General features: G+C 36.5%; 15 protein-coding genes and 1 tRNA gene. 1 reads left to right on the plus strand and 15 read right to left on the minus strand.

Features of this window, described 5'->3' with window-relative positions:
* Nucleotides 1–275: 275 nt before the first annotated feature.
* The 9 genes from ACZ1AQ_RS13500 to ACZ1AQ_RS13540 form a co-directional block, all read right to left on the minus strand.
* Complete coding sequence (locus tag ACZ1AQ_RS13500) at nt 276–1175, minus strand: histone deacetylase family protein (protein WP_489633398.1); 900 nt, start codon at nt 1173–1175, stop codon at nt 276–278.
* Between the two features lie 42 nt (nt 1176–1217).
* Complete coding sequence (locus tag ACZ1AQ_RS13505; protein ID WP_489633399.1) at nt 1218–1412, minus strand: hypothetical protein; 195 nt, start codon at nt 1410–1412, stop codon at nt 1218–1220.
* Nucleotides 1413–1535: 123 nt separating this feature from the next.
* Nucleotides 1536–2057: a ferritin gene (locus ACZ1AQ_RS13510; protein WP_489633400.1), complete on the minus strand. Its 522-nt coding sequence runs from the start codon at nt 2055–2057 to the stop codon at nt 1536–1538.
* Between the two features lie 90 nt (nt 2058–2147).
* Nucleotides 2148–3518: a hypothetical protein gene (locus ACZ1AQ_RS13515; protein ID WP_489633401.1), complete on the minus strand. Its 1371-nt coding sequence runs from the start codon at nt 3516–3518 to the stop codon at nt 2148–2150.
* Nucleotides 3519–3579: 61 nt separating this feature from the next.
* Nucleotides 3580–4209, minus strand: a complete 630-nt coding sequence (locus ACZ1AQ_RS13520; RefSeq protein ID WP_489633402.1) for a CatA-like O-acetyltransferase — start codon at nt 4207–4209, stop codon at nt 3580–3582.
* Complete coding sequence (locus ACZ1AQ_RS13525) at nt 4209–4898, minus strand: HAD family hydrolase (RefSeq protein WP_489633403.1); 690 nt, start codon at nt 4896–4898, stop codon at nt 4209–4211. The genes ACZ1AQ_RS13520 and ACZ1AQ_RS13525 overlap by 1 nt, the downstream gene beginning before the upstream one ends.
* A 133-nt stretch (nt 4899–5031) precedes the next feature.
* Nucleotides 5032–6021, minus strand: a complete 990-nt coding sequence (locus tag ACZ1AQ_RS13530) for an aspartate-semialdehyde dehydrogenase (RefSeq protein ID WP_489633404.1) — start codon at nt 6019–6021, stop codon at nt 5032–5034.
* A gap of 191 nt (nt 6022–6212) precedes the next feature.
* The gene (gene mscL / locus ACZ1AQ_RS13535; RefSeq protein WP_315172423.1) at nt 6213–6593 is read right to left on the minus strand and encodes a large conductance mechanosensitive channel protein MscL; all 381 of its coding nucleotides are present in this window, start codon (nt 6591–6593) and stop codon (nt 6213–6215) included.
* 53 nt (nt 6594–6646) lie between these two features.
* On the minus strand, nt 6647–9088 hold the full coding sequence (locus ACZ1AQ_RS13540; protein ID WP_489633405.1) for a bifunctional UDP-N-acetylmuramoyl-tripeptide:D-alanyl-D-alanine ligase/alanine racemase: 2442 nt from the start codon (nt 9086–9088) through the stop codon (nt 6647–6649).
* 155 nt (nt 9089–9243) lie between these two features.
* On the opposite strand from ACZ1AQ_RS13540, the gene ACZ1AQ_RS13545 reads away from it, so the two are divergent.
* On the plus strand, nt 9244–9849 hold the full coding sequence (locus tag ACZ1AQ_RS13545) for a hypothetical protein (RefSeq protein WP_489633406.1): 606 nt from the start codon (nt 9244–9246) through the stop codon (nt 9847–9849).
* Here the strand turns inward: ACZ1AQ_RS13545 and ACZ1AQ_RS13550 are convergent.
* The 6 genes from ACZ1AQ_RS13550 to ACZ1AQ_RS13575 all read right to left on the minus strand — a co-directional run bounded on the left by ACZ1AQ_RS13550 (nt 9844) and on the right by ACZ1AQ_RS13575 (nt 14834).
* Nucleotides 9844–10542 carry a porin family protein gene (locus tag ACZ1AQ_RS13550; protein WP_489633407.1) on the minus strand — a complete coding sequence of 233 codons (699 nt, stop codon included), beginning with the start codon at nt 10540–10542 and terminating at the stop codon, nt 9844–9846. The two genes, ACZ1AQ_RS13545 and ACZ1AQ_RS13550, sit on opposite strands and share 6 nt — an antisense overlap.
* A 106-nt stretch (nt 10543–10648) precedes the next feature.
* Nucleotides 10649–11605, minus strand: a complete 957-nt coding sequence (mnmL, locus tag ACZ1AQ_RS13555; protein ID WP_489633408.1) for a tRNA modification radical SAM protein MnmL/YtqA — start codon at nt 11603–11605, stop codon at nt 10649–10651.
* Nucleotides 11606–11702: 97 nt separating this feature from the next.
* A tRNA-Ser gene (locus ACZ1AQ_RS13560) sits at nt 11703–11789 on the minus strand.
* Nucleotides 11790–11845: 56 nt separating this feature from the next.
* Entirely contained in the window at nt 11846–12874 is a 1029-nt protein-coding gene (locus ACZ1AQ_RS13565; RefSeq protein WP_489633409.1) for an asparaginase, read from the minus strand.
* Entirely contained in the window at nt 12864–14000 is a 1137-nt protein-coding gene (locus ACZ1AQ_RS13570; RefSeq protein ID WP_489633410.1) for a 1-acyl-sn-glycerol-3-phosphate acyltransferase, read from the minus strand. Before ACZ1AQ_RS13570 ends, ACZ1AQ_RS13565 begins: the two co-directional genes overlap by 11 nt.
* A gap of 66 nt (nt 14001–14066) precedes the next feature.
* Nucleotides 14067–14834, minus strand: coding sequence for a TatD family hydrolase (locus ACZ1AQ_RS13575; RefSeq protein ID WP_489633411.1), 768 nt, complete (start codon nt 14832–14834; stop codon nt 14067–14069).
* Nucleotides 14835–14913 lie beyond the last annotated feature (79 nt).

A 14913-nucleotide genomic window follows, 5' to 3' on the forward strand; every position in this document is an offset into this window, starting at 1 on the left:
TCTGAATGTCTTTTTGGTTTAATATTTTGTGCTTTGTGAAATTTGTGGTTAATTATTGGTCACGGATGTCGCGGATAAAACGGATGAAACGGATTTTCAATAGAACTTAAATGATTTACTACTTTGCGAACCTTGCGATAATCTTTGCGAACTTTGCGGTTAAACTTCACCAAGGATTTCACCACAAAACTTAAATGACCTTACATCCCTTATATGGTTCAAAAAACCTTCAATCCAAAACTTCAATGACTTATATGTTTCAAATTTAAAGCAAATTAATACAACGCTCTCGCCACTCGGTATGTATTAGCGTGCGCCTCGATTATAGTTTTTATCGCTGGGGAATAACCGCCACCCATACTCACTTGTACTGGAATACCCAATGATTTACAAAGGCCTAAAACATAGCTATCTCGAGTTTTGCAGCCTTCCAAAGTACACCCTAATTTTCCCAATTTATCCGTACCCAAAATATCCACACCCGCTAAGTAAAACACAAAATCGGGACGATGGAGGCTGAGTAATTCTGGAAGGGTTTCTTGTAGAATGGCCAAATAAGTTGAATCATCCGTCTTGTCTGGCAAAGCGATATCGTAATCTGAAGTTTCTTTTCGAAAGGGATAATTACTTTGACCATGCATTGAAAAAGTAATGACATCAGCATTATTTTGAAAGATTTCTGCGGTGCCATTGCCTTGATGTACATCGAGATCTACAATGAGGATTTTATGGCACTTCTTCTGATTGATGAGATACTGAGCTGCAATCGCCTGATCGTTAAGCAAACAAAAAGCCTCTCCTATGTCCGAGAACGCGTGATGGGTTCCACCAGCAATGTTAAAAGCGATACCGTTTTCCAACGCGTGATTACAACCCACAACTGTACCTTGTGCAATGCGCAACTCTCGCTCGACCAATGCTGCTGAAAGTGGAAATCCGATACTTCGAACGGCTTTAGCGTCGAGGGTCAATTCGGTAAGAGCCTTAACATAAGTTGGTGTATGCACAGCATGAACTAAAGATAAATCAATAGGTTCAGGGGAATAAAAATCAGTCGATTCGGCTGTACCTTCGTGAAGTAACTGCTTGGGAAGCAATTCGTATTTGAGCATCGGAAAGCGATGCCCCTCAGGTAGTGGATGTTTGTAAATGGGATGGTTGGCAATAAAAAACATAAAACACACAGTTGAGTGTGCAATGTAGTAGCAATTTTAGAATTACGCTACTTTTTTAATCAAATCAAACATAGGACAACGGCCGCAACGTTTGTTTTCGCCTTTCTCGTATTTTCCGCAACATTTTGACTTGCAGTTTTCGGCAACTTTGATTTTGGCCAAAAGCGCTTTCTTCTTTTGGTCTTTCTTTTCTTTTTTGCCTTTTTTCTTGTCCTTATCTTTGTCTTTCTTACTCATAATTTTGAGTCTTATTTTCAAAGGCAAATATATGTTGTTTTTATCTATTCTAAATAAACTTTAACATAAAAAGGCATAAAAAAACCCGAATATCGTATTCGGGTTAAAAGTTATAAGGATGTATTACTTAGTTGCAGCAGCTGCGGCAGCACTTGCAACAGCAACTTGCTGAATATCGCGGTCAAATAAATACAAACCTCCTTTATCGTCACCAATCAAATTGATTTTATCCAAAATAGATTTTGCCGTAGCTTCTTCTTCAATTTGTTCAGCTACATACCATTGCAAGAAATTGTGGGTCGCATAATCTTTTTCTGCAAAAGTGATATGCACCAATTCGTTGATAGAATTTGAAACAAAAATCTCGTGTTTGTACAATTCTTCAAACATTCCTTGAAAAGTATCATAAGTTGTTTTGGGCGCTTTCAAATCAGTGATTTGTGCGTGACCACCACGCTCATTGACGTACTTAATCAGTTTCAACATATGTGCACGTTCTTCATCGGATTGCGCATACATAAACTGTGCAATACCCTCGAGTCCATTCACTTCGGCCCAACAAGCCATTGATAAATAAATCTGAGAAGACTCTGCTTCTATTCGAATTTGATTATTTAGTGCGACTTCAATATTTTTAGACAACATAGTTTTCTTTTTTAAGTTAATGACAATTTTAAAATACAGATTTGGCAAACACTAAGATACTAATTAGAACACAATAATAAAGGCAAAATATTAAAAACCATCATAAAATTTCTGCATCACAAATTGCTTCAACTTGGTATCGTAATATCCATTAATATAATAATTCTTATGCCTGAAAGTACTTTGCAAAACAGCTTGTGGGTTTTCAAAAGAAAATTGACCTATAAAATCGGTGGCCAAAGGCTCAGGTTTTGAGTTGATATGATTTCCTTTTTTGTCCAAAACACTTTCAAAATAAACATTCAATGGAATAAAATAAGAATTGGTTACAAAGTCACCCCCATTTGGTGCAAACCCTGTAGACAGTTGCTCTATTTCTTGATTACCCCCAATAGTTAGAAACAAATTCTTGGGCGTTTTATAGACCGTAACCCCCAAATCAGTACCCGATAATTGCTTCAAAAACTTGGCCGTGGTTTTCATTACTTTTGGTCGCTGATTCATAACTTGAGCGAACAAAGGTGAGTTTTTGAAAGTGATGGTATCATTTTTTGTCACACTAAATTCTTTGATTACCGCATCGGTTTGAAAGTCTTTGTAGCCAAAGTGTAATTCCTCATCATTCGCAGTTACTTGATATATTTTGTTTTCGTGGTAATAAGAATTTGACAATCCATTTAAACGTTTCAACGGAAATTGTGGAATGCTACGCTCAACGAGTTTTAAGGTCTTGAAATCCAATTGAAACAACTGTGTTTCATTTATGTTATGGTCGAAGGTGAAAAGAATATCGTTCTCTCGTACATAAAATTTGGATTTACTTGTGGCTTTAAACAAAGGATTATAGGCACGTGTTTCTATTTTTTCTAAAGGCAAAACAGACAAAATCATTGATAAACTGATGGCTTCTTTTTTACTATTGACAAACTCAAAACCACTAAAATCAAGAAGATATTGTGTTTTTTCACCTCCTTTAAAAACATAAAGTACTAAAGCTTCGGCAGTATTTTTTTTGGTGAGAACATAAAAATTATTGTTCTCATTAAAGGCGTTGAGCACGGTTTCTCGTTGTAAAGGCAACTGAAGATAATTAGCCGTCGTCGTCTTTGCAACCAAATCATAATGTACTGCAACTATGTTTCTAAAATTAGAATCGGCCCAGTAAATAGTTGGATTTTCATCTGTTCCAAAGGAGTAACCTGCCATCAATTTATAACCAATATCGGGTCTTTTGGTCACCATACTGTCTTTAAAAAACAAGAAGGGACTGTACTTTAGAATCGTTGTTTTTTCTTTATCGGTAGCAAAAACAAAGACATTATCATTTTGCCTATCAGAGGTGTTGATGATTTGATGGTACTCTTTTGCTTTTTTTAATTCTAAAGGATGAGAAGCCAATCTAATTTGACTAAAAGTCAAAAAAGTAGTCCATAGAAATAAAAGAACCCATACTTTTTTCATAATGATTTATATTAAAAATAGTACAATTTTTGCAGCAAAGAGTATACCAGAAATTGAAGACTTACTCGTTCATAATTTGCTGAAAATAATCAACAAATTGTCCCAAATGCAATCCATCCATCAAACCGTGATGTACGTGCACCGACATATTCATTCGCTTGCTTCCATCCTTTTCAACAACCATTTTTCCAAAAGAAATTTTAGGACAACTATCTGGAAAAGTAAAACTTCTAGCGTGCGATAAAGACGAAAAATCCAACCAAGGCAAAGCCGAAAAATGAATTAGATTATCCGAATCAAAAGAACGAGTAAACAAGCCAGTGGTGTTTTGAATGCGTTCGATTTCTTCTAGCGCATTTTTTTCAAAAACAGTAAAATCGGGATGAAATTCAATCAACGAAAAACCAAAAGTTCCATCAGAACGACCAATTGTAGGAGAACCATCAATTCTATCATAAACCACTATAGTGTCGTTTTCTATGCGGTATCTAAAATTTTCAATCGCATTGACCGCTTGTAACGTTTTGTGCAAATAGTAAATAAAAAAAGAAGATGAAATGGATTTGGCTTTTTCGTATGCCTTGGTGCAGTCAATAGCCACAGTAGCACCAAAAAAGGGCTCACTCATTTGTCTAAAAAAATGAAAATGCTCTTTTCTGTTCCAATTTTCAAGGTCAAACAGCTGCTTCATTAAGTTAAAAGTGGAATTATTTCGGTTAATTGTTGCAAAGTCGTAAAGTTAGGATGCTCTACATTGTGGTCTATTTTCTCATGAGCCCAAGTCGTGTGAAAAGGGATATGAGCCGCATGCCCGCCAATGGCTAACACTGGCAATACATCCGACTTAAGCGAATTACCAATCATATAAAACTCATCGGGTTGTATCTCCAAGCGTTTGATCAAATCCAAATAATCGGTTTCTTGTTTGTCTGACATCACTTCAATATGATGAAAATAAGGACCAAGACCTGAATTGTGTAATTTTCGTCTTTGGTCTAATAAATCTCCTTTGGTCGCAACTACTAATTTATATTTTCCACTCAAAGCTTCCAAGGTTTCGGTTACGCCGTCTAGTAAATCAACCGGTTTTTCAAGTAAATCTTTTCCGTATTGTACAATTTTTTCAATCGCTTCAATGGAAATAGTATTATTAGAAATTTTCATAGCTGCCTCTATCATCGATAAAATATAGCCTTTGATGCCGTAGCCATACAACTTTAAATTGGCAATTTCTATTTGAAACAATTCAGAAGAAATCCCTTGATGCGAAAGGTAATCTTCCATCAAACCGCAGAACTTTTTTTCGGTTTCATCAAAATACATTTCGTTTCCCCAAAGCGTATCATCAGCATCGAAAGCAATTACTTTTAGCTTTTTCATCTTCTTCAATTAAAATTTAAAGTTTAAAAGTACAACATTTCATTGGGGTTGCGATGCTTTTGAAAGCAAAAAAAAGCATAAAAAAACCGCCTCCAAGTGAAGCGGTTTAGGTTGTGTTGCGGGTTATAGTGTTTTAAACTAAGTTCGCTGTGATTAAGTATTCTGCAATTTGAATCGTGTTTGTTGCTGCTCCTTTTCTTAGGTTATCAGCCACAATCCACATATTCAAAGTGTTGGCTTGGCTTTCGTCACGACGAATTCTACCTACAAAAACTTCATTTTTTCCTTCAGCATAACGAGGCATTGGATAGGTAAAAGTATCCAAGTTGTCTTGAACTACCACTCCGTCTGTATGGTGTAAAATGTTACGCACCTCAGCCACATCAAAATCATTAGTAAACTCAACATTCACTGCTTCGCTATGTCCACCAACTACAGGTACACGAACAGCAGTTGCTGTTACTTTGATAGTATCATCGCTTAAGATTTTTTTGGTTTCGTTTACCAATTTCATTTCTTCTTTGGTGTAACCATTGTCTTCGAAACTATCACATTGTGGAATACAATTGCGATTGATTTTATATTTATACACCATTTCGCCTTCTATTCCTGCTACTTCATTTTCGAATTGTTGCACTGCTTTTACACCCGTACCAGTGATAGACTGATAGGTAGAAACAATTACACGTTTGATGTTGTATTTTTTATGTAAAGGTGCCAATGCCAATACCATTTGGATAGTAGAACAGTTTGGATTAGCAATGATTTTGTCTTCTTTAGTCAATTGACTAGCATTGATTTCTGGAACCACTAATTTTTTGGTTGGGTCCATTCTCCAAGCTGATGAATTATCGATTACAGTAGTCCCTGCTGCTGCAAATTTTGGAGCCCATTCTAACGAAGTTCCTCCTCCTGCAGAAAACAAAGCAATATCTGCTTTCATATCTACTGCTGTTTGTAAACCTACTACTTTATACGTCTTCCCTTTAAATTCTATTTCTCTCCCTACAGATTTTTCTGAAGCAACAGGAATTAACTCTGTAACTGGAAAATTACGTTCTGCTAATACTTTCAACATGATTTCGCCTACCATTCCGGTAGCACCTACAACTGCTATTCTCATTGTATATAAATTTATAGTGTCTTATTATTGAGCCACAAAAGTACGTAATCTGATAAAGAAAACAACATGATTCACAATTTTTAACAAATTGTTACATTTTAAACAAAAATAATTATTTTTAATTTTTAAGACAAAAAAACCGCCTCTTTTTGGGAAAAGAGACGGTTAAGTTAGACACTAGTGTAGCGGTATTATTTCTTTAATAAATCTCTAATTTGAGTCAATAATTCTTCTTGAGTTGGACCTGCTGGAGCTGCAGGGGCAGGGGCTTCTTCTTTTTTCTTCATACTGTTAATCGCTTTTACCATCAAGAAAATAACAAAAGCAATCACCAAGAAACTGATTACAGCAGCTAAAAATTTACCATACAAAATACCTCCATCGGTTTTTAGACCAGCTAAATCTTCTACTTGAGCTGCTTTTAAAGCTGGATTTAACAAAGCTGGCGTGATGACATCGGCCACCAAAGAATTAACAATAGCACCAAAAGCACCACCTATGATAACTCCTACTGCTAAATCCATTGCGTTGCCTTTCGCAATAAAATCTTTAAATTCTGAAATCATTCCCATAATAGTTCTAAATTTAGTTAATACAAACAAATGTAAATAAAATAATTTTTACTTTACTCTCTGTAAAACACCCTTTTAACGCGTTGGGAAATACTAGTTAAGATTTCGTAGGGAATCGTGTGTAGTTTCTCGGCCATTTCGATTACGGTTGGGCTTTCGCCAAAAACAATCACCGCATCGCCTTCTTGACAATCAATAGCCGTTACATCTACCATTAACATATCCATACAAACACTTCCTATAATCGTTGCTTTTTGCTGATGAATCGACACATATCCCACTCCATTTCCCCAAAGTCGTGCGATTCCATCGGCATAACCAATGGGAATGGTAGCTACTTTGGTAGGCTTTTCGGCCATAAATCGACGACCATAACCTACAGAATCTCCAGCAGGAATCGTTCGGATTTGTGAAATGACAGATTTGAGTGTACTCACATTTTCTAATTCTTTTTGTTCTTCGGCATCATTAGAAACACCATACAAACCAATGCCTAAACGAACCATATCGTATTGCGCTTTCGCAAAATTACTAATCCCCGAAGTATTCAAAATATGTCGAATAGGTTGAATATTTAACTCCGCCATCAATCGGCTGGATAAGTTTTTGAACAACTCGATTTGAGATTCAACAAAAGCTTGATGGTTTAGGTCGTCACTGGTGGCCAAATGCGACAATATACTTTTTACGGAAACCAATGTATTTCCTTTGAGTATTGCAACTAATTCATCAATAGTATCTTTTTCAAAGCCCAATCGGTGCATACCTGTATCGAGCTTGATATGAATGGGAAAGTGTTTTAGTTTCTTTTGTTCAGCAATTTTCAAAAAGGAACGCAAGCCTTTCAAACTATAAATTTCGGGTTCTAATTGATGCTGAATTATCGCAGAAAAACTCGTAGACTCAGGATTCAATACCATAATCGGCAGATGAATTCCTGCTGTTTTCAAGGCAATTCCCTCATCGGCGAAAGCCACGCCTAAATAATCTACTTGGTGGTGTTCTAATAATTTGGCAATTTCAAAACCACCATTTCCGTATCCAAATGCTTTGACCATCACCATCATTTTGGTAGACGGTTGTAACTTAGAACGGAAGAAATTAAGATTGTGACTTATAGCATTGAGGTTGATTTCTAAAACCGTTTCGTGTTTTTTCTCCTCGAGTGCCAAAACAATATCTTCGAAATGAAAACTACGTGCGCCTTTGATTAAAATCGTTTCATTGCCAAAAGTAGCATTATCCAACTGCGCTAAAAAATCGGCTGTAGTAGGATACGTGATGCAATTGACAAACTTGTGTTTAAAAGCGGTTATGGTCGTACCGATGCCAATCACACGATTGATTTTGTTCGAAATAACAAGCTGCGAAACTTTGGAATACAACTCTTCGTTCGATAATCCGCTCTGAAAAATATCGGATAAGATTACTGTTTTTTTCTTGTATTGTTTTTGACTTTCTAAGAAATCCAATGCAATTTTTAAAGACTGAAAATCGGAACTGTAACTATCGTCTATAATTGTGGTGCTGTTGATACCGTCTTTGACCTTTAGACGCATTTCGACAGGATACAACAAATACATTCGGTGTTCGATAGTTACCCTATCATAGCCCAAATGCAAGAGTACCATTAAACAATGAATCGCATTTTCGATAGAAGCATCATCTTGAAAAGGAATGATGATATCAAAAGCATACGATTCTAATTGAATATGCAGTTTGGTTTTATCTAAAATGCTTGATTTCTGAATAAAAACATCGGCAGTAGGGTCTTTGAAACTCCATGAAAAGGTTTTTAAAGAAGGTTTCAAAAATGCGTCAATGGTTTTATTTTTATTATAAATCAGCAAATCACAGTGTTTAAAAAGCTGTAATTTTTCTTTAATTTTTTCACCAATAGAAGTAAACCCTTCGTCGTGAGCCGAACCAATATTTGTCAAAATCCCAAGCGTGGGCTGAATGATTTTTTCCAAATGCACCATCTCATTTACCGTAGAAATTCCCGCTTCGAAAATTCCGAAATTATGTTGCTTGGCAATCGCCAACACAGACAAAGGAACACCTACTTGAGAGTTATAACTTTTGGGACTACGAATAATAGAATAATCGGGGCTTAGCAAGAAATTGAGCCATTCTTTTACAATAGTTTTCCCGTTGCTACCCGTAACTCCAATTACTGGAAAATGAAACAAACTACGATGATAACTCGCCAATTCTTGCAAGGCTGTTAAGGTGTTTTGCACCACCAAAAAATGAGCTTTTCCTACACAATTCTCAGGAATGTACTGCACTACAAAATGAGTAACACCTTGCTGAATCAAATCATTTATATAAGAATGCGCATCGTTATTGGGACCAATTAAAGCAAAAAACAAAGTATGTGGTCCGTTTTGTAAAGAACGACTATCAATAGAAATAGCATCAATAAGTAAGGAAGCATCACCTTCGAACGAGGCATTTATTTGTTTTGAAATCGTAGCAATTGTAAGATTCATCAGCATTGGGTTTGAAAGTAAAATTAGTAAAACACAACTAATCCGAACCGTGGTTTTAATTTTATTTAACGAAGTTCTCTCATATTTCTTGCTACGTTAAAAAAAAGAAGCAAAAAGCTATTTTAGATATATTTGTAAATGAAAACCCAAATGCTTTGAAAAAAACACTTCCTTTCTTTTCGTACCTTTTCCATCCGGTCTTTATTCCGTTGATGGCTACGTTGTTTTATTTCTATTATAACGAAACACTGTTTCAACTAAAAGAAAAAGCATTTGTAGTATTACAAATCACAATTCTAACTATTGTGGTTCCTATCCTTATTTATTTTTTACTCAAAACACTCAACAAAATAGATTCGGTGATGGCATATGACTTGGGACAACGTAAAATTCCCTTAGTTCTTCAGAGTTTTTTATTCATTTTATTGGTAAAAAGAAGTATCACCATTGATCGTTATTTTGAATTGCATTTTTTCTTTTTGGCAGCTTTGATGAGCACTTTAATTGCGCTCTTGTTGCTTTTTGCAAAAATAAAAGCGAGTATTCATATGATTGCTTTTAGTTCATTGACGGTATTTGTTACAGGATTACATTTGCATCATCCAGATCATTTTCCGCTACTTGTTCCTTTTTTAATTTTTATGAATGGCGTTATCGCTTCCTCGCGATTGGTGATGCAAGCGCACACGCCAAAGGAGTTGATTATTGGCTTTTTGTCTGGGAGTATACCTCAGTTGTTGCTCTTGGTAGTTTGGTTATAAGATATAAAATAGTAAGCCAAAATTAAGACTTCGTAGTTGTACTTTTTCAGTACCAATTTGCGCTGATTTAAATAACGAATTTGCCCCATACTGAACGTAAACGTTGAAGGTATTGTAACCTGATGCCAAGTACACTCCATAGCCTAATTTATTCAAATCGGCATTGTTTCGTATTGTTACATTGCCCAGAGCGGCATCATAGGCATTGCGGTCATACACCAAATAACTCAATTTAAAACCCGCATAAATACGCCAAAACTTAGTACTTTCAAAAGTAGAAGTACGCCATCTTAACTCAATAGGCAAATCGGCAGTAAGCGTGGTGAATCGGTTTTTGCTGTAAGTACCATCACCCAAAATAGCATAATTGGGCGATTGATTGGTGCCAGACACCCCAAAGTTGTGATTGTAATTATTGTAGGTCAATCCAAGTCCTGCAGCAATAGCATAAGTCCTGTTTTTATTTACAGGCATATCGCGCAAAAAACCACCCGTAAAACCTGTAGAAATTTTATCTCTGGAATAGTTTGCTGGTCCATTGATTAAATTATTGTATGTAATTCCAATGTAAAACTGATCTTCACGATACAAAGAATCTATTCTCATCCTAGGCCTTTCTTCATTACCAATAAAATCTTGAGCAAAAGCCAAACTCCCATTAAAAAAAACAATAAGAAAGATAAAAACGCGCATACCTTTAGAAATTAAAATGAATGACCAACACTTTTTCGTTGGCTTTGCCAAAAGACAAATATACTACTTTGCACTCAAAATGATTGCGGAGTACAACAACCAACTTCTATTGGTTTTGAAAATCATACGCAGCACCTTGAATTATATTTCGATTAGCAATCTCCTTGTCCATATAATTCTGAATCAATGTTTTCTTTAGTCCCCAATTCGGAGCAATAAGCAAATCCCAATCTGAAATACCAAACAAGCGCTGAATGATGATATCGGGTCTTAGCAACGGAATCAATTGACATACTAAATCAGTATATTCTTCTAAAGTAAAAAGCGGAAAGGGATTTCGTTTGTAATGTACCCCAAGAATGGAGCCTTCTACGATGTGCAGATGATGGAACTTGACAAATTTTATTTGAGGAAACCGGTTAATTTCGTGAATATATTGCAACATCATTTCGATTGTTTCCCCCGGAAAACCAAACACGGTATGTACACACAAATCAATCGGACTATTAGCAAAAAGCGCTACTGCATCAACAAATTCTTGATGAGAACATCCTCTGTTGATTTGCTGCAAAGTGGCATCATAAATAGACTCCATCCCCATTTCGACATCTACATCCCATTGATCACAATACGATTCTAGTAACGCAACTTTTTCCGCATCGAGACAATCTGGGCGAGTTCCTACCGACAAACCAACTATCACATCTGGCGCAACAGCTAAGGCCTCGTCATAGCATTTTTTCAAATACTCCACCGTCCCATACGTATTGGTATTGGGCTGAAAGTAAATGATAAATCGTTCGGCTTTATAGGCTTTTTTGGCTCGTTCTATGCCTTGTAGCACTTGCTCAGTAATGCTGGGTAATTTTCGGGAAAGTTCTGGCGTAAATGAATCGGTATTGCAATACGTACAACCTCCAAACCCTTTGCTTCCATCTCGGTTTGGACAACTAAAACCAGCGTCTACAATTACTTTGTATACCTTTTGTCCGTTGTATTTTTCACGTAAAAAAGTACCGTAATTGTTATAGCCTTTTCGCTCTGCTGTTCCACTTGTTCCCATATTGCAAAAATACTCATTTTTAGGAAGAGGATGCTTTTAGCAATGGAGTTAAATAAAAAAAGCCTCCTTTTTACAGGAAGCTTCAATTTCATTTTTGCAGAGAGGAAGGGATTCGAACCCTCGATACAGTTACCCATATACTAGCTTTCCAGGCTAGCTCCTTCAACCACTCGGACACCTCTCTAATTGGGATTGCAAATAACATAAAAAAAAATGAGTTAGAAAAGGAAAAAGTAATTATTATCCCATTTCTCCTCGTATCGCATTTTCGAAGGTGTTTTTAAATTCTGTGGCTGGAATATTCTGTCCCAAAAGATGCATTAACTTAGTAATGGCAGCCTCTGTGGTACAGTCCTTTCCTGAAATAACACCAATCTTTTTTAGTTCTGAACTCGTTTCGTATTTCCCCATATTGACACTTCCACCTGAACATTGTGTGACGTTTACAATATGTATCCCAGAAATGATGGCTTGTTGTAACAATTCAATAAACCATTCCTCAGTGGGCGCATTTCCAGAACCATAAGTTTCTAAAACAATACCTTTTAAATCAGGAATATGCACTAGTGTTTCCAATACTTTTTGATTGATTCCTGGGAACATTTTTAGAATCACCACTTGGGTGTCAAATACCTTATGAACGCGCAAAGGTTGGTTTTCGTCAAAAGGCAATAATAAGTCTTTGTTGACTTTTAAATGCACTCCTGATTCAATTAAGAAAGGATAATTAGGTGAAGTGAATGCATTAAAATGTTCCGCACTAATCTTTGTTGTACGATTACCACGGTACAATTTGTATTCAAAATACAAACCGACTTCTGTAATCACGGGTTTTCCGTTTTCTTGCAAGGATGCGATTTGTATAGCGGTAATCAGATTTTCTTTCGCATCGGTTCTCAAATCTCCAATAGGCAATTGAGAGCCCGTAAAAATTACGGGTTTCCCTAAATTCTCCAACATAAAACTCAATGCCGAGGCAGAATACGACATGGTATCTGAGCCGTGTAATACCACAAAACCATCAAAAGCAGTATAGTTTTGTTCAATAACTTCGGCTATTGCTACCCAACTTGCAGGACTTATATTTGATGAATCGATAGGATGTTCGAATGAAATCGTTTCTATAGCACAATCCAACAATTTCAATTCTGGTACGCGTTGCAAAAGCTTGCTAAAATTGAAGGCCTTGAGCGCTCCCGTCTCAAAATCCTTTTGCATACCAATTGTTCCGCCGGTATAAATAAGCAATATTTTTGTACTAGAGCGCATCCGTATATTTCAATTTGTTGACCACAGGATTCGCATACATAGCCAAAAACCCTTCTAAAAGTTGTGGGTTATCATGATCGATTCGCATTTCTAATCGGCGTTCGAACAACGACTTTTCATTTTCGGTATATCTATGCTCATATTGATTGGTTTTGTTCAACAAATCATAGGCTATAAAATTCGTTGGCCATAACTTGTAGTTCGTCAAAATAGCGTCATCAATGGCTTGTGCCAAGGCTAAAACTTGCTTGTTGGCGTTTTCCTCATTAGCCATAATAGCATCTATTTCAGTATCTATAATTTTTCCAATGTGGATATGGATTCGCTTTTTTTGACCTAAAACGCCACTCAAAATATTTTGAAAATCTTCGTTTTTCTCTTTGATATAAATCTCATTATTGGCCTCTGCCATCAATTGTGGCATCTTGAGTACATCGGTTGGGTCATATTCGTAGGAAATAGAAACCGGAACAATTTTAATTTTCTTAAAATAATCCATCACATTTTTTTCCTCAGAGGCCATCCCCAACATTTTCAAAACTCCTGGATTGGTGGCATCATTACCGTCTTTGGTACGTCCCTCACGTTGCGCAATCCAAACCGAACGGTTTTCGTGCAACAACAACTGCTTTATGTATTCAGAAAGTAACTTAGAACTTTGCAACATTTCTCTTGGCGAAAGCCCACGAAGTACTAAGAAATTTCGATTGAGTTTTGCTAATATTTTAAGAAAAGATTTCTTAACAAGATTATCTCCGATGGCCGAAGCCGTCATCACCAAGCCGTGTTCGAATAAAGTGGCATTAAGCAATGTTGTATCAAGAAGAATATCTCGGTGATTGGAAATAAACAAATAAGGCGTGTTTTTTTCTAAATGCTCAAAACCAGAAGTGGTTAACCCCTCGGAGCTTTTCTCTAAAATTTTGCGTGCAGAATGATAAATAAAATTGCACTGAAAATCACGAATTGAGTGCGTTTTTTTGAGTTGTTCCTTCCAGACCTCGTCTGCTACCTCAGGGAAAGAAAAATTCATTAATGCTTTCATCATCGGATGCTGAATCACATCGGATAACGCATCGTTAACTTCGGAATCATAAAATGGCCGAATGGAGTCAAATTTTTGCATTTTGATTTTCATTTTTAATGGGGACAAAAGAACAAAAAAAAACGGAAACTATCCGCACATTTCGGCTTAAATCCCAAATACTCGTTTAGAATTTTCAGTAGTAATTTGGGCTATTTCAGCTACACTACAGTTGTAAATTGTAGCCAATTTTGCAGCCACATTCACCACATAACTGCTCTCATTTCGCTTACCACGAAAGGGAATTGGGGCCAAATATGGAGAATCGGTTTCGAGGACGATGTGTTGCAAATCAATGCGGTCTAGGAATTGGTCAATTTTTCCATTCTTAAACGTTACCACACCGCCAATTCCCAACAACATATTATAAGAAATAGCCTGAAGTGCTTGCTCATAAGTTCCCGAAAAACAGTGAAAAATTCCAAATAATTCAGGGCTTTTCTCTTCTTCTAGAATTTCGAAAATTTCATCAAAAGCCTCACGACAGTGAATCACGATGGGCAATTTATACTGCTTTGCCCACTGAATCTGTTGCCTAAAAGCAATTTGTTGTTCCTTAAGATGTGTTTTGTCCCAATACAAATCGATGCCTATTTCGCCAATGGCGTAGAACTTACGCTTGGTTAGTTGGGAGGCCACGTGTGCCAATTCCGCTTCGTAATTGTCTTTCACATAAGTAGGATGCAAGCCCATCATCAAAAAAACATTTTCCGGAAAATCTTGTTCCAAATCATACATAGCTTGCGTACAAGTCGAGTCGATAGCGGGAATAAAAAAGCGAGAAACTCCAGCATTTATGGCGCGTTGCATCATTTCGCCACGGTCTTGATCAAATTCTTCAGAATATAAATGGGTATGCGTATCGGTAAGTATCATTGTATCATTTTTGCGCGACAAAGTTAACGTTTTGCCATAGTAGTTTTAAAATTTTTAGGTTACTTTTGAAAAGGCACTT

It is taken from the genome of Flavobacterium sp. UM26, assembly GCF_057922445.1.